Origin of the sequence: Aggregatimonas sangjinii (assembly GCF_005943945.1) — a bacterium.
In the GTDB taxonomy this organism is placed as follows: Bacteria; Bacteroidota; Bacteroidia; order Flavobacteriales; family Flavobacteriaceae; genus Pelagihabitans; species Pelagihabitans sangjinii.
In genome coordinates, this window is the sequence record NZ_CP040710.1 from 2629836 (window position 1) to 2652862 (window position 23027).

At 38.5% G+C, this 23027-nt stretch carries 19 protein-coding genes; 12 read left to right on the forward strand and 7 right to left on the reverse strand.

Annotated features, from left to right (window positions below; all coding sequences use genetic code 11):
- Nucleotides 1–9 precede the first annotated feature (9 nt).
- The 9 genes from FGM00_RS10935 to FGM00_RS10975 all read left to right on the forward strand — a co-directional run bounded on the left by FGM00_RS10935 (nucleotide 10) and on the right by FGM00_RS10975 (nucleotide 8251).
- On the forward strand, nucleotides 10–294 hold the full coding sequence (locus FGM00_RS10935; protein ID WP_138852939.1) for a hypothetical protein: 285 nt from the start codon (nucleotides 10–12) through the stop codon (nucleotides 292–294).
- Complete coding sequence (locus tag FGM00_RS10940; protein ID WP_138852940.1) at nucleotides 281–2701, forward strand: TraG family conjugative transposon ATPase; 2421 nt, start codon at nucleotides 281–283, stop codon at nucleotides 2699–2701. The genes FGM00_RS10935 and FGM00_RS10940 overlap by 14 nt, the downstream gene beginning before the upstream one ends.
- A complete protein-coding gene (locus FGM00_RS10945) occupies nucleotides 2691–3278 on the forward strand; it encodes a conjugal transfer protein (protein ID WP_138852941.1) in 588 nt (195 codons plus the stop codon). Before FGM00_RS10940 ends, FGM00_RS10945 begins: the two co-directional genes overlap by 11 nt.
- Before the next feature lie 2 nt (nucleotides 3279–3280).
- Nucleotides 3281–4123, forward strand: a complete 843-nt coding sequence (locus FGM00_RS10950) for a hypothetical protein (RefSeq protein WP_138852942.1) — start codon at nucleotides 3281–3283, stop codon at nucleotides 4121–4123.
- Between the two features lie 10 nt (nucleotides 4124–4133).
- Nucleotides 4134–4757 carry a conjugal transfer protein TraK gene (locus FGM00_RS10955; protein WP_138854692.1) on the forward strand — a complete coding sequence of 208 codons (624 nt, stop codon included), beginning with the start codon at nucleotides 4134–4136 and terminating at the stop codon, nucleotides 4755–4757.
- Nucleotides 4738–5667, forward strand: a complete 930-nt coding sequence (gene traM / locus FGM00_RS10960) for a conjugative transposon protein TraM (RefSeq protein WP_138852943.1) — start codon at nucleotides 4738–4740, stop codon at nucleotides 5665–5667. The genes FGM00_RS10955 and traM overlap by 20 nt, the downstream gene beginning before the upstream one ends.
- Before the next feature lie 31 nt (nucleotides 5668–5698).
- Entirely contained in the window at nucleotides 5699–6526 is an 828-nt protein-coding gene (locus FGM00_RS10965) for a DUF4138 domain-containing protein (RefSeq protein ID WP_138852944.1), read from the forward strand.
- 6 nt (nucleotides 6527–6532) lie between these two features.
- Entirely contained in the window at nucleotides 6533–6898 is a 366-nt protein-coding gene (locus FGM00_RS10970; RefSeq protein ID WP_138852945.1) for a DUF4878 domain-containing protein, read from the forward strand.
- An 87-nt stretch (nucleotides 6899–6985) separates the two neighbouring features.
- On the forward strand, nucleotides 6986–8251 hold the full coding sequence (locus FGM00_RS10975) for an IS256 family transposase (RefSeq protein ID WP_138852946.1): 1266 nt from the start codon (nucleotides 6986–6988) through the stop codon (nucleotides 8249–8251).
- Nucleotides 8252–8298: 47 nt separating this feature from the next.
- On the opposite strand, the gene FGM00_RS10980 is transcribed toward FGM00_RS10975, so the two are convergent.
- The 7 genes from FGM00_RS10980 to FGM00_RS19970 all read right to left on the reverse strand — a co-directional run bounded on the left by FGM00_RS10980 (nucleotide 8299) and on the right by FGM00_RS19970 (nucleotide 15710).
- On the reverse strand, nucleotides 8299–10824 hold the full coding sequence (locus FGM00_RS10980; RefSeq protein WP_138852947.1) for a DEAD/DEAH box helicase family protein: 2526 nt from the start codon (nucleotides 10822–10824) through the stop codon (nucleotides 8299–8301).
- A gap of 111 nt (nucleotides 10825–10935) precedes the next feature.
- Complete coding sequence (locus FGM00_RS10985) at nucleotides 10936–12528, reverse strand: type IV secretory system conjugative DNA transfer family protein (protein ID WP_138852948.1); 1593 nt, start codon at nucleotides 12526–12528, stop codon at nucleotides 10936–10938.
- Between the two features lies 1 nt (nucleotide 12529).
- The gene (gene mobB, locus FGM00_RS10990) at nucleotides 12530–13558 is read right to left on the reverse strand and encodes a MobB family relaxase (protein ID WP_138852949.1); all 1029 of its coding nucleotides are present in this window, start codon (nucleotides 13556–13558) and stop codon (nucleotides 12530–12532) included.
- Between the two features lie 18 nt (nucleotides 13559–13576).
- Nucleotides 13577–14035 (reverse strand): BfmA/BtgA family mobilization protein, encoded by a 459-nt coding sequence (locus tag FGM00_RS10995; RefSeq protein ID WP_317130276.1) that lies wholly within the window; start codon nucleotides 14033–14035, stop codon nucleotides 13577–13579.
- Between the two features lie 524 nt (nucleotides 14036–14559).
- Nucleotides 14560–14976, reverse strand: coding sequence for a JAB domain-containing protein (locus FGM00_RS11005; RefSeq protein ID WP_317130277.1), 417 nt, complete (start codon nucleotides 14974–14976; stop codon nucleotides 14560–14562).
- 103 nt (nucleotides 14977–15079) lie between these two features.
- Entirely contained in the window at nucleotides 15080–15421 is a 342-nt protein-coding gene (locus tag FGM00_RS11010; RefSeq protein ID WP_138852951.1) for a single-stranded DNA-binding protein, read from the reverse strand.
- A gap of 10 nt (nucleotides 15422–15431) precedes the next feature.
- Nucleotides 15432–15710, reverse strand: a complete 279-nt coding sequence (locus FGM00_RS19970) for a hypothetical protein (RefSeq protein WP_236262759.1) — start codon at nucleotides 15708–15710, stop codon at nucleotides 15432–15434.
- A gap of 738 nt (nucleotides 15711–16448) precedes the next feature.
- Between FGM00_RS19970 and FGM00_RS11020 the strand changes: the two genes are divergently transcribed.
- The 3 genes from FGM00_RS11020 to FGM00_RS11030 are packed head-to-tail and all read left to right on the forward strand — an operon-like array spanning nucleotide 16449 to nucleotide 23027.
- On the forward strand, nucleotides 16449–18791 hold the full coding sequence (locus FGM00_RS11020) for a TolC family protein (RefSeq protein ID WP_138852952.1): 2343 nt from the start codon (nucleotides 16449–16451) through the stop codon (nucleotides 18789–18791).
- A 16-nt stretch (nucleotides 18792–18807) separates the two neighbouring features.
- Nucleotides 18808–19896, forward strand: coding sequence for an efflux RND transporter periplasmic adaptor subunit (locus tag FGM00_RS11025; protein WP_138852953.1), 1089 nt, complete (start codon nucleotides 18808–18810; stop codon nucleotides 19894–19896).
- A gap of 20 nt (nucleotides 19897–19916) precedes the next feature.
- Nucleotides 19917–23027: an efflux RND transporter permease subunit gene (locus tag FGM00_RS11030; protein ID WP_138852954.1), complete on the forward strand. Its 3111-nt coding sequence runs from the start codon at nucleotides 19917–19919 to the stop codon at nucleotides 23025–23027.

Below are 23027 nucleotides of genomic sequence, written 5' to 3' on the forward strand. Positions count from 1 at the left end.
AAAAGTATTATGAAAAAATTTGAGGTTTATAAAAACATACGAAAACGGGCAGTCATATTCGGACTGCCCATATCGCTTTTCGCTCTAATGATGATATCTGTAATAGCATCCTTGCTAGTCATTATTTTCTCTTTTGGTTTTGCAATTATCCTTGGAGTGCTCGTATTCAATGGTATGCTCTATATAGGATTAACCAAGTTTGCCAATAACCCCCAACTGCTTCAGTTTTTCAAGGTATTCCCCAATAGCATCAGTAACAAAAAATCATCAGCCATCTCTTATGAAGAAGATTAATCTAGCATCTTATTATCCCATTGTGGACATCAACGAAAATGTTGTCTTTGCTAATAATGGCAACGTGGTTTTATGTTTTAAGGGTACGCTTCCCGAAATCTATTCCTTATCCGAAAAAGACTTTGAGGATATGCACGGTGCATGGTTTCAAGCGCTCAAATCATTACCAACGGGATGTGTAGTTCACAAACAAGATGTGTATCTCAAACAAGATTACTCCGCCGAGCAGCTTCCGAATAAAACCTTTCTTGAACAGGCTACCCACAAACATTTTAAAGGCCGTGAGTTTATGGAGCATCGCTGCTATTTATTTTTTATCCTGACGTTAAACAATGCACTAAACAATAAAAAGTTCACAAACCCCTTTCGTAAAGTCGGCAAAGGCATTTTAAGGGAAACCGATGAGACCTTGAACAGCTTTATCAGTTCGGTAAGCGATGCCGTTTCCTTTATAAATAACAGTCGTAAAATTGAGTTTATTCCCCTTGAAGCAAAAGAAATACATGCGCTGACCCATAACTATTTCAACGGCTTCAATACAGGTTTCGACACGGATATTCTACTTACAAAATCAAACACCAACATTGGCGAAAATTACTTTGATGCACTTGCGGTTAATAGTGAACTCTGCTTTGGCGAAAGTGTGCAAACAAGTAAAACCAATGAACGATTTACCTCAGATGATTTTGTCTTTCATCAGGGCTTTGTAGATGGTTTGGGGCTTACGCTCAATGAGAATCACATTGTTAATCAAATCATCTACTTAGATGACAAACAGAAATGGCGCAAACAGCTCGACAAGAAAGTAGAAGAGCTCAATAAAAGTTCCAATTTCGGCTCTCAGAACAAAGTCATCTTAACTAAGATTCAGCACATTTTAGACCAGATAAATGCAGACGACCAAGCCCGTGTGGTACGCGGGCACTTAAACATTGTTTATTGGTCTAAAGAAGCTCGCGAACTAGAAAAAATAGCTTCTAAGATTAAGACGGAGTTCAAAGAGATAGATATCATTCCATATTACCCTAGAGGTGAAGAACGCAAAAACTATATCTTGAATAGTTACTGCTGCTTCTCTTCCAATTTCTCCAATGAAGATTTGTATGTAACAGATTTGAAGCACGCCTTGTGTTTACTCATCAATAACAGTAACTATAAATCTGACCCAACTGGAATCATCTTTAACGATAGAGAGCATAACATTCCTGTTTTGAAGGATGTTTGGGATGAAAAAAAGAAGCGCATCAAGGCGAGAAACTTTGCCATTTTTGCCCCAACCGGCGAAGGCAAATCCTTTTTGGCCAATAATATTCTGCGTCAATATTTTGAAAGTGGCGTTCGTCTGGTCATTATAGACTTAGGAGGTTCCTACACCAAGTTCGCTAAACTGTATCCTGAAAAATATACCGTACTACGATACGAAAGTGGGAAGAACTTAGGAATCAATCCATTTTATATTAGTGATGCCAATGATTTGACTCCCGAGCGATTGGAGGACTTATCCGTGTTCCTTTTTGAATTGTTCGCTTCGGATATTAAGGTGACCAAAGCGCAGTCCGTATCTATCAAAAAGATACTGCGGTTTTATTTCGAAAGTACTTCAGACAATCATTCTTTGGATGGCTTCTACAGATTCATCGAGACAAATCAAAAAGACCTATTAAGTCAACTTAAAATCCATCCTGACTACTTCAATGTGACAAGCTTTTTGCACGTAATGTCGGAGTATGTTGGCGATGGTCTATACAGCTTCCTCTTTGAAGTAAGCGAAGACCAGACCTTTAAAATCGAGGACAAACGATTGATTGTTTTTGAATTGGATGAAGTCAAGGATAACAAGGAAATCCTCTCAGTAATGTTGAAGCTTATTAAATCAGCCATCCAAAGAACCATCTGGAAAAATAGAGCTGAAAAAGGCATTATCCTATTTGATGAATTTGCCAAACAATTGAAGTTCGACAACGTACTGGAAAGTGTCGAATTCTATTACCAAGCGATTCGAAAACAAAATGGTGCTATTGGTATCATTCTCCAATCCATCAATCAACTACCCAATAATTCTACATCGGCAAGCATTCTAGAAAATACCCAAGTGGTGTACAGCCTGAATAACGAAAAAGGCTATGATGAGCTGCAGAAGCGATTGAACCTTTCTAGCCACGACTTGAATCAATTAAAATCCATAAAGAACAATCTTACCGGACCGCGAAAGCACACCGAAATGTTCATCAAAATAGGTAAAGAAAGTAACATTTTCCGCCTAGAAGTTCCCAAGGAAGTGTATGCAGCTTATTTAACCGATGGACAAGAAAACGAGGCCATAATGGCCATCTATAAAAAGACCAATAATATGGAATTGGCCATAAAAGAATTTATTAACTCTTCATTAAAACATCATGAAAAATAGAATCAGAACAATTACAGCAGTACTAGTATTTACAATAGCACTCTTACTGCCTGGCGGTGCCACCGCCCAAGGGATGCCGACTTATGATAATGTCAATTTTATCAGTTTGATAAAGCAACTTGTAGAATCAGGTAAACAGACGGCGAACATCATCAAAACGGTCAAGTTTCTCAAGCAACAAAAGGAGAATCTTGAGAAGGTAAACGATGTTTTGAAGCAATTAAAGGCTGTTAAGGAAATCGGCAAGAACAATCAACGCCTTGTCAAAGTCATGCAGAATGATTTACAAGACATTCTGAATTCGCCCTATATAAAACCTGAAGAAGTCGCACGCGTATCGGAATCATTTAGTGCCGTGGTTGAAAACTCTTTGGACACCATGGATTTTATAGACCAGGTGCTCTCAAGTGATTTTATGAAAATGAGCGACGCAGACCGCGCGGAAATTCTAAAGCAAAAAGAAACGGAATCAAAAGAAATGGTTTCGAATGTCACTATCAAAACGAAACGCTACCGAGACATTATTTCCTTCAGAAAAATGCAAGACAAGGTGAACAATCGAGAAACAAACTACTAAGGATGAATGCAGTCATTTTTTTAGGAATTGGTTTGGAATACATTGACGCCGTTTTCCAAACTATCCAAAACAGCAATTTTTCGCAGTATACGATTGCAGGAATGAAAACGCTTGCGGTTTTGTTCTTTCTAATCAATATTCTCAAAAAATATAATGAGGGCGTTGCTGATAAGGAGGGTTATACATGGGGATTGAGTCCGGGTGAACTGGTCAAAAACTTTGCGGTCGTTCTTCTGGTTATCTTTTCTACACAATTGTTAGGTTTTTTTGATGGTATTCTAGTAGCTATTGAAGGACAATACCGTGGCACGGCTCCTGCCCTACTTCCTTTGCAGTTACAAGATTTACCGCTTGAAGAGGAAGTCAGTCTGTTAGATGCGGCAAGTATGGCCATGACCTTACTCTATGAAGCTTTGGTCACGCCGTTATACGGATTTAAAATATTTGCTTTTGTAGTCAGTACATTCCTGTGGATTCTTGACCTGTTTATCTATCCGTTATTTCTGGCAGAACGTTATTTCCTTTTAGGGATAATGCAAGCATTCTTCCCTTTAATAATCAGTCTGGCTGTTTTTGAGAAATTCAGAACGATGGCCTATACCTTTTTCAAATTGTACGCTGCCGTTTATATGCTCGTTCCAGCGTTCTTTTTGGTCAATGTATTCGTCAATGCCATTTACACGGAAATCAATACCAACTTCTGGACAAATCTTTTCGGGACAGAATTTGGTCAAGGCTTTTTTGCTCCTGTAGTTCAATTGGGTTCCGTTGGGTTTATCGTATTCCTCAAATTCAAACTGTACCGCAGAGCAACATCTTTCACATTACGATTATTCACACATTAAATAACAAATGATGAAAACACCATACAAAGACATCTACGCTATTCTAAAAATTAATAGACTCATAGTAATATCGACTGTCATTTTCGCGACCGCTTCAAGCCTATTTTCAATTTGGATGGTGTACAACATTAATTCCAAGGCGATGAATAGTGCTTTTGCTATAAATACGGATGGCACCGTCATTCCGCTTAAGTTAGTAGCACAAAAGGAAAACTTCGGTGTGGAAGCTTTGGCACATTTGGAACTCTTCCACAACTACTTCTACAATATCGATGCGAGCAACTACGAAAAGAATTTAGAAAAGGCCTTGTGGCTCGGAAACAGTTCTATTGACAATTTGTATCGTCAAAAGAAATCGGATGGCGTTTACAATCGGCTACTACAATATTCCCTGGTCCAGAAAGTGCTGAGCATCGAATCGAAAATCGAAGAAAATAACGGTGCCCATAGCTTTAGAACGGTTACCGTTTTCGAAATCAATCGAGGATCCATACTAGATACCTACGAATTGGTTTCTACTGGAAACCTGATTACAGTAAACAGAAACTTCCCGAATAATCCTCACGGATTACTAATAACAGAATACTTTGAAAACTCCCTTAAAAAGATAAATAATGAAGATTCAAAAAAATAAAATAGTCTTCGGCTCTGTATTGGCCGTGATACTCATATTCCTTATCTCCTACTCCATTATACTTATGGGAGATGATGAAAGTGAGGACGAAAATCTGAAGCAAACCCTAGTACCTGAATTGGACCAAGAACAAAAGGAGTATGATTCCAAACTAGATGCCATCAACGATTTGAAAAAAGTCCGCGAAACCAATGCGCCAAGCATCTATGATGAAAAACTAATGGACTCTGTTGGTTTCTATGACCCCGAAATGGGTGAAAAGAACAAGCAGCGTATTGTAGATAGCATCTATAAAGCCAGCCGTATTAATTATTCCGATAGGACTTATGAGAATATAGGTCGTAAAAGATCGATTCCAAAAGTAGTACAAGAGGTAGATTCAGGAGACATCAAGCGTGAAATGCAAATCCATGCAAAAGAACTAGGCTTAGAACATCAACTCTTTTTTGCATCGTCTCCCTTGGTACATGCATCATCCATATTGGGCGGTACCGATTCCGAAATTGAAGTAGTGGTAGATGGCAATCAAGTAGTAAAAACAAACACACGTCTGCGAATGCGATTAACCAGAACTGCTAAGGTCAATAATAAAATAATTCCAAAAAACACCTTGATATATGGCTTTATCAGCTTTCAACCCAACAGGGCTTTAATCGAGATTGAGAACATCAACCATCATCCTACCAAGTTAAAGGCTTTTGACCTTTCGGATGGTAGTGAAGGTATCTATGTGGAGAATAGTTTTAGGGAAGAAGCAGCTACCGAAGTGATGGATGATATCATTGGTGATATTAATATCCCGAGTGTTCCACAAGTAAGCGGTATTACTAGAATTTTTCGCCGCAACAATCGGAATACTAAGGCAATTGTACTCAACAATTACAAACTAATTCTAAAACCGAAGTTATAAGCTCCTGACGGGCATTTAAAAATACACTCCTATGAAACGATATCTGCTTACTTCAATAATTACCTGTGTTTTTGTTTTTTCGAATGCACAAGAAAGTATAATTCTCGATACCATTTACGCCAATGACCAGAAGAACGTAGCCCTATTTTTTCCGGAACCTATTCGGCAAGGTATTACTGGCTCTGATAATTTCGTATTCACCTATAATCGCGATAAAGAACAATACTTTGGACTACTCCAAGCGAAGCCAGGAAAAGAAAGTAATCTACTAGTAATCAATAGAAATGGGGCTATTTTTTCGTATATTGTAAGGTATAAAGAACAGCTCTCAAAGCTCAATTATTTTGTGCCTAGCGCCAGTAGTATTGGGAATGAAAAATCAGTTTCAGTAGTACCAACTGTTAGCAAAGAAGAAAAGAGCTTTGATAAATCAGACTATTATTTAAGTGCTTGCAAATACTTGGTAAATCGAAAGTTGAATTCAATAAATCTTCGAGAGCGTTATCAAGGTATTGTACTGAGCATTGAGCATATTGTCTTTGACGCAGAAGAATTGTATTTCGTTATCCAAATTAAGAATACCTCTACTTTGGACTACAATTTGAATTTCTTGGACCTTTCTGTTCAAACCAGACAAAAAGGGAAAAAGAAATCACTACAGCGTAGCTATCAAAAGCCGCTGTTCGTACACAACCGACCAACCAGAATAGCAGAAAATGAAACCGTGAGAATGGTTTACGTACTGCCTAAATTTTCATTGAGTAATGACCGCAGAGCGGTTTTAGAACTCAACGAAGCAAATGGAGAGCGTAATCTGAAACTTAAGGTGTCACATAGATATATTAATAACCCTAAATAAATTGCTATGAAAAAGTTGGTCATATTTACACTTGCCCTGTTATTTATCGCTTGCGCGGAAACTCAGGATACTACACCAGCATCTGTTGCGGAAATCGTCGCTGAAAGTTTTTATCAAGGTGATGAGGCAACCCTGAAAAAATATACCACTCCTGAAGGTTTCGCTAATTTCTCCAATTTAATGAAAATGTTTGCCAAGCCTAAGAGCTCAGAAATGAATTTTAAGGTTATTGAGGAAAGTACCGAAGGTGATGTTGCTTGGGTCAAATACTCGACGGCATATGATAAGACGCCTGGGATTTTTAAGCTTGTTAAGGTGGATGGTGTTTGGAAGGCTACCGCTAGGAAGCCTAAGGAGGAGGTGCCTTTTTGAGTACTTTAAAATATTATTTTAAATCGAGGGTGTAAACTGAACTCTGTCTGAAATAAATTTAAGTATTAATTTTATTCAGACAGAATCATGAGAAAAGAAGAACAAACAGAATTTGAAAAGAAGGTGCTTGACCAGTTCATGTCCGGCAAGAACCTTTTCGGCAAGGGAGGCGCTTTCGCCCCGATGCTGAAGAACGTTATCGAAAAGGCCCTTGAGGCCGAGATGGAGGGGCATTTGAACGAAGTCCAAAGGACCAATGGCAACAAACGCAACGGCAAGGGCAAGAAGACAATCAAGAGCGGCTACGGCACCTTCGACATCGATACGCCCCAGGACAGGCAGAGCAGCTTTGAACCGGAACTTGTAAAGAAGCGACAGACCATTCTGGCCGACAACCTCTCCGACAAGATAATAGGCCTTTACGGTCTTGGCATGAGTTACCGTGACATCTCCGCCCATATAAAGGAGATGTACGACACCGATATCTCACATACCGTCCTAAGCCAAATAACGGATAGGATCGTCCCGGACGTAAAAGCATGGCAGAACCGCCCCTTGGAGCCTTTATATTGTATCGTATGGCTCGATGCCATGCACTACAAGGTCAAAGTGGAGGGCAAGATCAGGCACAAGGCCCTGTACAATATCCTCGGTATCAACAAGGAAGGTTACAAGGAAATATTGGGCATGTACATTTCCGAGAGCGAAGGGGCGAACTTCTGGTTACAGGTGCTTACGGACCTGAACAACCGTGGCCTAAAGGACATCCTTATCGCCTGCACCGATAACCTTCGGGGCTTTACCGATGCGATATTGAGCGTGTTCCCCAAGGCACAGGTCCAGCTCTGCATCGTACACCAGATCCGTAATTCACTGAAGTACATCGCATCAAAGGACCAAAAGGAGTTCATGCGCGACCTTAAACTCGTTTATCGTGCCACTAGCAAAGAGGTGGCAGAGGACAATCTATTGAATCTGGAAGGGAAATGGGGCAACAAATACCCCGTGGTGATTGAGAGCTGGCAGCGTAACTGGGAGCAGCTGTCGCAGTACTTCCAGTATACCGAGCCCATCAGGAAGATCATCTATACGACCAACGCCGTGGAAGGTTTTCATCGCCAAGTCCGTAAGGTAACCAAGACCAAGGGAGCATTTACCAACGACATGGCCTTGTTAAAACTGGTATACCTGGCCACAAAGAACATCGAAAAAAAGTGGACAAGCCCATTGCATAATTGGAGCCTTACCGTTCAACAACTTTATATTAAATTTGGGGAGAGGATACCACTGGTCTTAAACGCCAATTCCTTTGGGGCTAGCCCCAAAGGAATTGAAATAACGGACAGAGTTTAATTTACAGACCCTTTAAATCGCTATCAATTAAGCTAGCTATTAAATAGCTAGCTTGTTTTTTGGTAATAATTTTCGGAATATTCAGATAATAAATTTGAAATATCCAATTTATGAATATTTATAAATTCTTGAATTTTTTCATCTGTTACCGAACCTATTTCATACTTATTAAATTCTTTAAAGAAAGCTTTTACCGTAGTTCTTAAATGTCTGAGTTTTCCCCTTCGCATTATTTGTACTGAATGAGTGAAATCAGCATGATATGATACCGTCTTGGTTGGTATTATCAAAATTCTTTTTACAGGAGCATCATTATATTCATTTTCAAACCACCCGCTATGAGTATTCATTTGCCCAACTTCGTGTTTATTAACCTCTTGCCTTTCAACATTGACTTCACTCTTACATTCAAAAATAAAATATTGGTTGCTAACTCCGCACCATAAATTATCCGGACCCTTTTTGAATTCTTTATCTGGACGTTCACTAAGAAAACCAAGCATTAAGCCCAATTCTTTCATTGCAGCTTCAAACTTTTCTGCGGCGGTGCCAAACTCTAAATCAGATAAAACACCTTCAACCGACAACATTAATTCTTGAAAATTTTTGTGACGCATTATCCAATCTTGAATTCGCTTTGTTCTATTTTCATTTACAAATTCTAATTTTTGATAGGTGATGCCTTCATTTGGCTTCAGTAGCTCATGATTTTTAAAAAATGCGCTTTTCTGAAGATTGTTTGAATCTTTTCTACTTAGTAAAAATTTATATCTCGCCATTATTTGAAGGTACCAGCCTTTCTCACTTTCTTCAGAGCAATGATTATCAATTATTTCCTGAATCAAAATACTAGCTTTCTCATGTTCTCCTGAATAGTTTAAAACAGCAGCCTTCCTTTCTAGGGTTAGAACATCATAAATTTTACTAGTGGAGCTGTCAGGTTCTATTCTATCCATCTCTTCTTTATAAAATTCTTTCCAACCTTCATCTCGTTGAATGCTTTGCTTCATCAAAGATTTCACAACCTCAAAGGGTTCATTTTTGCTAGAAATTTCATCTGAAGCCATTCTTGCTATCTCCATCCCAATTTCAATCTGTTTTTTAGTTTGAGGAGAAAAATACTTATTTGTTCGAGAGCTTTTTATAAATTTTATCAAATCTGCACCGACTATCAAAATCAAACAATAATCTTTTTCACCACGTACACTCCTTCCCAGACCTTGCTCAATCTTTTGAGCTATTTTAATATTAATTGAGTCACTACTCATTCTGTTCGATTCCTCGTATCGATCAGCTAAGGAGTGAAAATAGGGTCTACCGTCAATAACCAATATTCTACATGTTTCGTCAGGTAAATCAATACCATCATATCGGTTTGCGAACACAACTGTTTGATTAAATTTACCTTTTTTAAGGTGGTCTACTGCTGCTGAAATTTCTCTTGTTTTGGGAACAATAGAGCCTAAGCTTTTGTAAGTTAATGCTTTACTAAATGAAGAGACCAATGAAACAATCCCGTAATTTTTAGTGGAGGCTTTCGCCAAATAGTTTACCATTTTATTCCTATCCAAACTGTCATCAATTAATGACGGTATAACAAGCATTTTCTCGCCAGACCAAACTTGGCTCGGATTTGCAAGTGGATTTTTAATTGCATCCGTATTGAAGCCAAGTCCTTTAATAAAAAACGAATCATCTTGAGTTGTGGCGGACATAAGGACTCTCTGCTCTGCCTTATGAAATGATGAAAACTTTTCTATTGGTATATGTATTGGCGTAATCTCTATGGTTTTACCCGAGATGAAGGCTTGACAATTTTTTATACTATCCTTGATAAATGGCCAAGAAAACATTATCGATGATTCTTCCCGATAATTTGAAAGTATTTGCAAAACTTCTTCCGATTTGTCAATCCAATTCCAATATGGAATAGGTAGAAAAGAGTTATAATCTCCGTTCTCTATTTCTAGAAAAGTACCTTCGCCTTGCTCTGGAAGGGCATCTTTAAAAAGTTCAAATATTTCTTTATAAATTGAGTGGTCACTATCTAAACTTATGGTAAAAGTATTTTTTATTGAATCGATGCAGGCGTGAGAATCGTCCAATATTATATTTTCAACAGGTACGAAATCGTTACCCAATCCGAAAATCGTTTTGCCATTAAAAACTTTTTGCACATGTGTTATCAATATTTTTTCTCCATCAATAAATTCATTTGGCAAGGAGTTGTCGTCACCGATTGAACAATAGTTGATACCGAATTTCTTGGCATCCCTTCTAACTTGCTGAACTAAATAAATGTTTGGACAAATAAAAAGGCAAGGGCCGTTACCCGAATTTATTTTGGATTGTAGAATCAATAAGCCTATTAACGTTTTACCTTCTCCCGTATGAAGTTTAATAATTAAGTCTTTTTCTTCTTTTCGTGATTCAAACCATTCTTTCAATATCTTATGTTGAGCCGGTCTCAAAGGTCCTGCAACACTTCTCCTATCCAATGAATCATAAATTTCTATCGGATCAACTTTTTTTGTTATTTCTGATTTACTCAGTCTTTTTCTAAAATCAACCATAATTATCTTAATGTAACTAGAATGAAAATACAAATATAGATTGTATCAGCTGAAAGGTGAACCTTTTTGATTTTACTAATTATCGTTTTACCAGAATTCGTATATACCTGCTTATTTAAAAATCGACCGAACCTCACTATAAACCCTCTCAAAGTTCTCCTCCAAATCCTCATCTGTAAATGTCTGCTTCTTTTTAGGCAAGCACTTTTCAATTTTAGGTAACGCAAACTGCACCTTTTTATCCTCGCCATCAGCAAAGGTGATAAACTCACCTTGTTTTAGTCGAAAGAATACATCAGCTCTAATCTTTGCTACTTCCCGTTCTCCGGTGGTAATACGTGTATCAAAATTGAGATTATAACCTCGGTTTACGCTTGTCGTTTCGCTCTTAACAATTTCAAAGAAACGTTCGTAGTATTTGGCGGTGTCCGGGTCGTTTACTTTACCAAAAAATTGATAAGATAAATTACTTAGAATGGCTTTACTGGCCTTATCCCCATACATCATATCATTCTGTATTTTGTCCTGCATTACATACACCGTAGCAATATCATAACTACGCAGCGTTGCCGGAATGCGATGCATATTCAACAGGCGAATAGTAGGCGCTTCTTCCATCATCAAAAATGATGATTTCCCAGAGCGCACACTCATTTGATTTGTAATCGTATGAATAATGGTTGCGATAATTGGAGAATAGGCAGTTTCATATTTGGGGTTATTTACTACCGAAATGACGCATGACTTTTCTTGGCTATTGACACCTAAGGGAACATCATCCGACGAAAGCACCATAAAAATGCGTTGGGTACTTATCTTTTTAAGGGCATTGGCCAAGGTGCTTTTTACACCAGCGGTTTGTCTATCAGAATCTTTACCACTTATAAAAGCATCAGCCATTGCCCTAGAGGTCGTATTTGTGCTCAAAAAAGCAATAAGACTGTCTGTGTCCAGAAATTGATATATCGCGATTAGGTGCGGCAAGGTGCAGTATTTCGGGTAGGAAGTCCGTAGTTTCCATATCAATCCACCTATCAAACCTTCAGCGGCATCACTGAAGAATTTACTTGATCCAAAGCTTCCAGATTCCCGTTGCTCTAAAAGGTTTTCAATTAAAACCCGTGCCACTTCGTTGACACTCTCTTCATTTTGCATATACCGGGGCGCAATTGGGTTTACGCGGTCATAAATGTCATCAAAAGAAATCACTCGAAAATCAATGGCATTCTTCTCAAATAAGGGATATGCCATTTCGGTAATTTCAAATTTCTTGTAGTCGTGAATGATTCCACAAAAGGAGTGCTTACTAAAATGAGATAGAAAATTATAAACGACACTCTCGGTTTTACCGCTTCCGGCGGAACCAATTACGGAAGCCCCTCTTTTAATATTATCAATTTTAAAGCTGCCGCTCTTTACTTTGAACTGAACTTGATACTTATTTTTATCATCTATTAAATCACTTTCCTTGTGAAGAAAAACATACATGACCGTATTGATTAACAGGAGTGGACAGCCAACGTAGAGCAACTGATACAACCATTCAACAACGTAGAAATTAATTTTAAATAGAATGCCCAAACAAATGGCCATCAAAGCCACATTGCTGATAAAGGCGTAGCGTGTTAACTTGAATAGGCAGTAGAAAATCAATCCCATTCCAATCAATAGTATCATCGTAAAAAATAGTCCTTGCGTCCCCATATCAAATACCTATTGAACCTGATTTTATGGCGATATCAACGCCCCGTTTTAAATACCTAATAGTTTTCAATGCGAGCTGTACTTTGTTGGTTGGTATGCTATTTAGGGGAACGCCAGCCTTCCCTAAAATTTTGAAGGCAACGGCTTTCTCACTTGTTGGCAAGCCCAACAAAGTAGAGAAGTAACGTTTCGGATTCTTGATAAAATCTTTCTTTGATTGATACGATTCCGCGTAGTTTCGTTTGTAACTGAAAGTGCTATCGAATGTCTTTTCCGCTTTCGCGAAAAACGAATCTCTATCAAAACCACGTTTGACCAGTTTTCCATCTAGCATCACATCAGAAGCTTTGTATTTACTTCCTGGAGAAAGACTGACGGAATCAGACATATCCTTTCTACTTACGATAATATGAATGTGACTTTGGTTGCCCTCTTTGTTCATTCCCTGAACAATTCGTTTTCCATTTTGCTGATGGGGCGCTTCTTTTTCTAATCGATTGATTTTGCTTTCTAGTCTTTTGATGCTTCCCTCCTGTTGTCCTTGCTTGATTTGCCTAATTTCATTTTTGAGTTTTAAAATTTTGGTAGCGAATGGTTGATTCTCCCGGACCTGATTATCCGTTCCCTTAAAAGTGCGTTGATGTTCAATTTTAGCATAGTATTTAATATCATCAACAGTTACCTGTTTACCATTAATCTCGCGATTAAAGGCGCTTGCGTAATCTTTCATAATCGCTCTTGTATATCGCTTTAAATCTTCACCACTATTTTGTAGTTTCCTGAGTTCATGTTTACTTGGACTAACAGTAATAGAATAAAATTTAGGCTCTTTCTTTTTCAGTTTCGATGTATTCCCGTCAATTTCTTTGACTACTTCCGATGCATTTATCTCGTCCCCATATTGATTGAAAAAATGTTCAATGTCTTCCTGTTCCAATCCTTGGTTTTCCTTTTCTAAATACTCCACGAAGCCCGCTGAACTTTGTGAATAATCTCCACCTAATTTTTGCGCTGTTACGGTTATATACATTACTTTAAAATTTTACAATTAATCATCATTTTCTAATCGCTCCACAAACCTGACTTTAGGTTTTTCCTTTGGGATTTCCTTTTCTAAAATCAGATTCTTTTTGGGTGGTTCGGCTTCTTCGAACAGCGATTGCATCATAGCAACCGTTGGCTTTGTTTGGTTCTTTTCGATGTCCTTCATAATCGCGATTACTCCATTGATTCGCTTCTTGATTAGAGATTCCAAAGTCTGCATTTTAGGTCCGATAGATTCATGTGGAGAGATCCCATTTTCTTCAAAAAAGGCTATCATCAAAAGCAATGTCATAGATTGCGATTCAGACATTTTCTTGCAAAACCGTCTAAATTTAATCGCTACCGAAGTCTTAATCTTGAAGGTTACAAAGCCTTCTTTTTCATATCCTTTATCCATCTTTTTAGTAAAAAAATCTCCTATTTGATTGGGCTGACGTTGCGTTTTAGTAAAAAATCGAAGCATAAAATTCAATACGAAAATTTAAAAACCTTCCTAGACCCTGTAAATGCTGATGTTTTGAAAAAACTGAAAATCGAAACCTCGCGCAAGCGGGTTACCCTCTTGCTATTCCTTTTTTCCCGCAGGGAAAATTCAGAATACCTTTCCCTCAAGGTAAAGGCTCTTTTAACTACTAACTTTGATACTAAGAATTTTAAGAGTGAATTATAGACAGTTTTAGGAATTCGGAAGCATAATCTGTAAACCCTTGAATTTTCCCTAAAACAAAACGGACAGCTTTTTATGGCTGTCCGTTCTTTTGAAATCTAAAAGTGTTTTAAATTGTAAAAGTGAATTTATAATTATACAGATTACGGATTGCTTCTTCTTCCAAAATAGCATCATAATCCTTTAGATTATTTTCAGCGCAGATCTGAATTTCTTTGCCGTGCTTCGTTTCAATTTCCTTTCGAGATTGTTTTAATAATCGCTCTTGAGTTTCCCCATCCAAGTTGTTATAATTTAGATATATCATAACTCAAATTTTTCTAAATTATACCTTCATCCTTGAAGCTGTAATGACCTCCATTGGGAGCCAAAATTATATGGTCGAGTACAAGAATATCCAAAAATTTAGCGGCTCTTTTAATCTTATTCGTGATGTTGATATCAGCTTCACTTGGTTTCAATTTTCCGCTAGGATGATTATGGGCTAAAATAATAGCTACAGAAAGTGATTTCAAGATTGTGGCAAATAGTAATCGAATATCTACCAAAGTTCCTGTAATTCCACCCTGCGAAATTTGATGAACGCCTTTTACTTTGTTGCTATTATTCAGCAACAATATTTTAAAGGATTCATGTACTTCAATAGTATCTTTATCCCAATTTTCAAAGAGCAGATTTGCCGCATCTTGTGAGTGATTTATTTTAGTCCAAAAAGCTGATTTGATTCCGTCCCTTATAACTTACTTTTATTTCATTAACTTTATCGTTCATTGTAATTTTTTTTAAGAGATTATAAATGAAAAAGAGGGCGCATCTTTCGACAGGAACGCCCTCTTATTTTTACTCGCCTTTAATTCCTAACAACAGAATTTCGTTAGCTACTACTTCGGTAACATATCTCTTTTCACCTGCTTCGGTTTCATAGCTTCTAGAAGTCAATTTGCCTTCAATGGCAACTTCTTTTCCTTTGCCAACATATTTTTCTACGATTTCGGCAATCTTACCCCAAACCACAATATTGTGCCATTCCGTGTTCTGCACTTTCTCTCCATTTGAATTCTTGTAAAATTCATTAGTAGCCATTGAAAAATTAGCGACTTTCTTGCCGCTTTCAAGGGTCTTGATTTCAGGAGTATTTCCAACATTCCCGATTAACTGTACTTTGTTTTTTAACGTACTCATAATAAAAGATTTAAAGATTAACTAATAGACTACCCGAACCATTCAAGTAGTATGTTTTTATATATTTTTTGAGTGATTTACTTATTATATCTAGAGCGTTTTCCTTTTGTTGTTTTTTTAACTTTTGTTCCGCGTCTTTTTTGATGATTTTGTAAGATTTCATAAGATTCCTTTTAGATTTACTTCCCATAGCGCCTTCGCTGTTACCTTTTTTTGTTGCTTGGACTCTTTCAATATTCCATCTTGGTAAGGCGTATAAAAAGCGCAGCGGCTTTATGCCGCTGTCCAAGATGGAATGTTGTTATTTTGCTGTCAAAAAAATGTAATGGTGGAGGTTGGGTAGTGGGTCTAAATACCCTTGTGAAATATAAAATCCCCGGGCGTGGAACAAATTGCAAATACTATTTTCCGATGAAGCGAACTTGGTGCTTCAACTTTATATTGGGAATGTAGCGTTCCTGCCTTTTTTGGGCTGGAGAAGCGAAATGGAAATCTAAAGTTGAAGTGCCTTGTTCAAGATAGTGGGTAGTGAAGCTCTTTTGCCGTAATGTAGCTTTTCGCGGAATGTAGGGGAATGTGCTGAGTGGCCGTAAATGAATTAATTGACATCCAAGATTTAGATGTTTGATTAATCCTACTGTATAAATATTGACTATGGTTTTTCTATATTCTGGACACTTTAAAACTGCAGAATGAACATAAGTTTAAAGTAATCATAGAATTACATTCCTAGGAAAAGATGATTTTCAACTCATAGATGTTCTAAATTGATAATAGCATTCCGCTTCCATTCATTAACCTATCGGCATTAACAATTCAATATTAAAAAGGATAGGGTGTATTTAGCAATATTTCTTTACGAATATTTCCAAAGTCTTGCGCTAAAATGATAATGTAATTTCTACAGTGATGCACTAATATCGTAGTGGTTAGATTCAATTCAAATCTTATGTGATAAATACTGCTTTAAGCAGCAGTTTGGCATAATTAATTGATTCCGAATAATTAGACACTCAGAAGGAACACTATGAGAAGACAAGTTGTATTGGTTTTTCTTTTATTGGCAATAGCCGTGGGCTCGGCCCAAAACAAAAAGACTGTAACTATTGGAATACTAGCTGATGAGGCATCCATTGAAAACGCACCATTGCTCGAAAAACTCCAAAATGAGATTACTGCGGTTGTTGGTCAGGATGCCAACGTAATTTTTAAAGACCCTATTGAAAACGATTTCGATTTAGATACCGCAAAGGCAAATTATCTCACCTTAGAAGCAAGTGAAGTAGATATCATCCTTGCCTTTGGGGTAATCAATAATATTGCTCTCTACCAACAAAATACCTATGCGAAACCGGTAGTTGTATTTGGGTCGGTCAACAGCGATTTTATAAAACTGCCAGCAGATCAAAAAACTTCTGGAATCGATAATATCGCCTACATTATTGCACCACTTTCGTATTCCAAAGATTTAGATGCGTTTAACACCATATATGAATACGAAAAAGTGGGCATTTTAGTAGATGAGTATCTACCTGATGCATTGCCGATAAAAGAATTGTTCGATACCTATTTCGCGGACAAGGAATCCACCTACGAATTACTGACCCTTCCTGAAAATGGCGACGTATCTAGCCTGCTTGGTGATGTCGATGCCGTATACTTGGCTGGGGGTTTTGCTTTATCGGATACCGCCTTTAAAAATTTGGTCTCCATTATCAATGAAAAACAATTGCCCTCATTTTCCGCCAATAGAAAGCAAGATGTAGAAAAGGGAATCCTCGCTACCAATCAACCTGAAACCAATATAGACCGTTTTTTTAGGCGTATCGCTTTAGATGTCGAATCTATCGTAAACGGTACCAATCCATCGGAATTACCAATGTTATTGGAATACAAAAACAGACTTTCACTAAATTTCAATACCGCAAAAGAAATTCAATTTCCGTTGAAATATAGCATGTTGGGTACGGTAGATATCGTTGGAGGAGCAAACAATTTCGTATCGGACAACGCCTACTCCTTGTTGGATATTATGAATGGAGTCATCGGTCGTAATTTAAGTCTTGAAGCCGAGCGCATGAATATCGATTTAAGTTCTCAGGATGTAAAAACGGCGAAGAGCAATTTTCTGCCAGATGTATCCGCATCGGCGACAGGAGTATATCTCGACCCCAGAGTTGCCGAAATTTCAGGAGGCACTAATCCCGAATTTTCAACTTCAGGTACGGTTGGCTTAAACCAGCTCATTTATTCAGAGGGTGCAGCAGCCGGCATTAATATTCAAGAAAATTTACAGAAAGCGCAACAGGAAACGTACAATGCAGCAGAACTGGATGCCGTACTCAATGGTTCTGTCGCCTATTTTAATGCCTTGATTCTAAAAACCAATGCTCAAATTCAGGCACAGAACTTAGAGGTTACCAAAAAGAACCTTGAAATATCACAACAAAATTTTGAGGCAGGTGCAGCTGGCAAATCCGATGTACTGCGTTTTCGTAGTCAATTGGCGCAGAATATGCAAACCTTGATCGAGGCTGGCAACCAATTGAACCAAGCGTATTTTACGGTAAACCAATTAATGAACAATCCTATAGATACCGAAATTGATGTGGAGGATGCAGTCATCTCGGAAGGTTTGTTTTCCAATTATAAATATCAAGATTTTTATGACATTTTGGATGACCCCAAATTAAGGCCAAACCTTGTCGATTTTTTGATAGAGGAAGCCAAAAACAATGCTCCAGAGTTGAAGAATATTGGTTACAACTTAGCCGCGACCCAACGTAGTTATAGATTAAATTCCGCTGGAAGGTTCGTACCCACGGTTGCGCTTCAGGGACAGTATAATTTAGCATTATCCCAATCAGGGGTAGGTTCTACTCCAACTGCTGGAATTCCGGTCGCACCCGATGGCGTGTACAATTTCGGATTAAATCTCTCCCTCCCGATTTTCAATCAAAACCTACGAAATATCAATAAGCAGACCGCTAAAATTCAAGAAGACCAGCTCAATACTCAAAAGAGCAACATTGATTTGAATATCGAGACCAACATTAACGCACTTGTATTGGATTTGACCAACGAAATCGCCAATATTCAGATTTCGAAGATAGCTGAAGAAGCGGCCAAGGAAAGTCTTGACTTGACCCAAAATGCCTATAGCCAAGGAGCGGTTCCCTTGATTCAATTAATAGATGCACAAACCAACTATTTGCAATCTCAAATCGCAAGTGCGAACGCCAACTACAATTATCTATTAGCGTCAATGCAATTGGAACGAGCAATCGGATACTTTTTCTTGTTGAACTCAGAAGATACAAATCAAGCATTTATTCAAAGAGCTCAGGCTTTTATTTTAAGTAGAAACTAAAAACGATATACCCATCATGAACTATTTTCGTCACGTTATACTAATTCTTCTTACAGTCGTAGCATTTAACTCTTGTAAAGAGGAAGAGAAAAAGAAGGCCGAAGTATTGCGGCCTGTTAACTATCAGATTGTAGGTACTTCAGACGCCCAAAAAATCCGTTCGTTTAGTGGTATAGCCAGGGCAGGAGACGAAATAGAATTGAGTTTCCGTAGTAATGGTATCATAACGGAATTGAATGCAAAGGTTGGTCAAAAAGTAAAAAAAGGAGACCTCATTGCCAAGTTGGACAATGTACAAGCCAATTTGGCTTACGAACAATCGGTTTCCGCTTTGAATAGTGCCAACTCTGCCATGAAAACAGCGAAATCGGCTATGGATAGAGTGAAATCGCTCTATGAAAGTGGAAGTCAATCACTCAGTGATTATGAAGCTGCCAAAAACAGTTATCAAAGTGCTTTAGACCAATATGAATCCGCAAGACGGAATAAAAGTATTCAACAATCACAAATTAGCTATGGCTATATCAAAGCACCAAAAGATGGCACTATCGCAAGTGCTCCTGGTTCGCTCAATGCCAATGTTAGTGCAGGACAGGTAATCGCTGTGCTCAATGCTGGAGAGCAAATCAATATTATGGTAGGCCTTCCTGAAAATGTCATCAATAAAGTACAAACAGGAATGGAAGTTGCTATTGCACTTTCATCTTTAGGAGAATATTTTAAAGGAAGTGTTTTGGAAGTATCTCCCGTAGTAGATGCCAATTCATCGACCTATCCCGTTAAAATAGATATTGTTACACCCACTACTGCAGTGAAACCCGGAATGGCGGCCAACGTAACTTTTAATTTTAGCACAGGAGAGGAAACCGCAGATAATAGTCTGGTAGTGCCTGTAAAAGCAGTTGGTGAAGACGGAAACGGCAATTTTGTATTCATTGTTGAGTCTGAGGACGGGGAAACGGGCACGGTCAAAAAACAAACCATTGAAGTTGGTGAGCTTACCTCTAACGGGTTTAAGATAAAGAGCGGGCTTAATGGCGGGGAAAAGATTGCTACAGCTGGATTGCAAACACTTTTGGATGGGCAAAAAGTAAGATTACAATAACCACTTTAACCAAATGAATTATGAATCTTACGCAGTTTTCAATAAATAACAACCGTGTCGTTTTAAGTATCCTTGCCGTGGTTATGCTCATGGGGCTAGTAGGTTATCAAGGTCTGTCTCGAGATAGCATGCCGCCCTATACTATTCGCGTGGCTTCTGTTGTTTCTTCATTCCCTGGAGCAAGTCCTGAACGTGTTGAGGAGTTGGTCACGGATAAAATTGAAAAGGTGGCCCAAGAATTACCAGAACTAAAGAAAGTGACCAGTACATCAAGAACAGGTCTTTCGGTTGTTCAAGTAGAATTGGTGATGCAAACAAAGCCAGAAGAATTACAGGCGGTTTGGGATAGGCTCCGAAGAAAATTAAGTAGCATTCAAGGATTACCCACTGGGGTACAACCACAACTGAAAGACGACGGTATTGGCGAGGTCTTCGGAATTGCAGTTGGCTTAACCAGTGATGGCTATTCCTTTGCGGACATGAAAACCTATGCCGACGACATGCGCGATGATTTAATCAAATTGCCCGATGCTGCAAAGGTGGAAATCAACGGAGACCAAGCAGAACGGGTATTCGTGGAGTTTGATAATACAAAACTGAAGAGTTATGGTCTTACATCAAATCGTTTACAAGGTCTGATAAGCAACACCAATATTTTAAGTTCTGGAGGACAAATCAACGTTGAGGACGAGCGTATCATTTTAGAGCCTACGGGAAACTTTGATGATGTTTCCGACATCGAAGAAATGTTGATTCCTGTTGGGGATGGTGGTCAAGTGGTTCCCTTAAAGGATATCACCAGTGTTCGAAAAGGTTATATCAATCCCCCGACCCAAATTGTGCGAATCAATGGTAAAGATGCACTATCACTTCATGTTTCCCTAAAAAAAGGAGCGAACATCATCAAGTTAGGGGAAGAACTCGATGTTGTACTAAATGAGTGGCGAGAAAAACTGCCTGTTGGTCTAGAAGCTAACAGATTGGCTTCCATAGACGGATATATTGATACAAAAATTAGTGATTTTGTCGGTAACCTGCTCCAGTCTATTACCATAGTACTATTTGTCATGTTATTTTTCTTAGGATTGCGAACTGGCTTGGTGATTGCGAGTTTAATACCCATAGTTACCATTACTACCCTGTTTATAATGGGCTTAATCGACGTCGGGTTAAATCAAATCACTTTGGCGGCTTTAATCATGGCCTTAGGGATGATGGTGGACAATGGTATTGTTGTGGCAGAGTCGGTCATGGTGAAAATGGATAACGGTGTCGATGTCAAAAAAGCAGCCATAGATTCATGCTCCGAACTCTTTACGCCCTTATTGATTTCCACTTTGACTACTTCCGCAGCATTTTTGTCTTTTTATATGGCTGAATCCGTTATGGGTGATATTATGGGACCCATTTTCGTGGTGATAACTATAGCCCTATTGTCCTCATGGATTATCGCCTTAAGCATCATTACCCTGTTCTGCGTTTTCTTCCTTAAAGTGAAAAAACAAGAGGAGGGAAAAGTAAGTTTCTTAGACCGTTTGATTAATGGTTTAAAATCGAAGTATAAAGATTTGATATTGGTTGCCCTCAACTGGAAACGAACCGTTCTTTTTACCATCGTAGGAATGTTCGTTTTATCAATTCTAGGTTTCGGATTACTGGCTTTCGTATTCTTTCCCGATAGTGACAGGAATATGATAACGGCAGATATCAATCTTCCTGAAGGAACTAAAATTGAACGTACTCAGGAGATGGTCGCTGCCATCGAGGCTTTTATAACCGAGGAGCTTAAAGTTGGTGAAAACAAGACGGATGGTGTGGTAGACTGGTCCGCATATATTGGTGAAGGGCCATCGACCTATGATTTAGGCTACAATCCCGATGAGGCGAATTCGAACTATGCGCACATCCTTATCAATACTTCTGATTTCTTGGTGAACAATGAAATGGTCCGAAAATTAGATTCTTTTAGTTTTGCGTCCTTTCCCAATGCAGATATTAAAGTGGGCCTTTTAGGCTCTGGAGGTGGTGGAACACCAATAGAAATAAAGGTATCAGGAAATGACCCTGATAAATTGGCTGAGATATCCCAGACCATAAAAACCAGATTATTCGGAATTTCAGGTACCAAAAACATCAAAGACGACTGGGGACCAAAAGGAAAGAAATTCATCATTGACATTGACCAAAACAAAGCGCAACTAGCGGGCGTTACCAATCAAGACATTGCAACCTCGCTTCAGACCGTATTGGATGGGTTTAGCACTGGTGAATATCGTGAAGACGATAAGTCCATTCCCATTGTTATGTTAAGCGACCAAAGCAAACAACAGTCCTTGGCATCTTTAGAAACTTTGAATATTTATGCCCAGAGTTCCGGAAAAAGTGTGCCGTTGCTGCAAGTAGCCTCAATCATGCCCCAATGGCAATACACTAGGGTCAAGCGATTGAACCTGACCCGAACCATCAATGTTTCAAGTGAATTAGCCGCAGATGGTAATGCTTCTGCAATTACTGCGGATATCACGCCATGGTTAGAAGAACAAGCGGCGACTTGGGGCCAAGGTTATAGTTACAATTTAGGTGGGGATGCCGAAACCACAGCAGAGAACATGGGCGCGGTAGCTAGTTACCTACCGTTATCTGCCTTTATTATCATTATGTTGTTAATTATTCAGTTCAATTCCTTCCGTAAAATGGCTATGATTGTTTGTACCATTCCATTGGGAGTTATCGGTATGGTTCTAGGATTATTGATTTTCAACGTTCCTTTCGGGTTTATGGCCTTTTTGGGTGTTATTTCTTTGGCGGGTATTGTAATTAACAATGCCATTGTATTGGTGGACCGAATAGAAATTGAAGAAAACGAAATCAAACGAAAACCGCAAGATGCTATTATCGCAGCTTGTTTGCAGCGTTTTCGACCGATATTGCTAGCAACCTTTACTACAGTACTAGGCTTAATACCGCTGTATTTGGGTGGAGGTGAAACATGGGAACCCATGGCCGTAACTATTATGGTAGGACTCTTGTTTGGAACAGTGATTACCTTATTATTTATTCCCGCTTTTTATAGCGTATTGTACAAAGTGGATTACAAGGGGTATAAATTTAATAAAGCCTTATTGGATTAA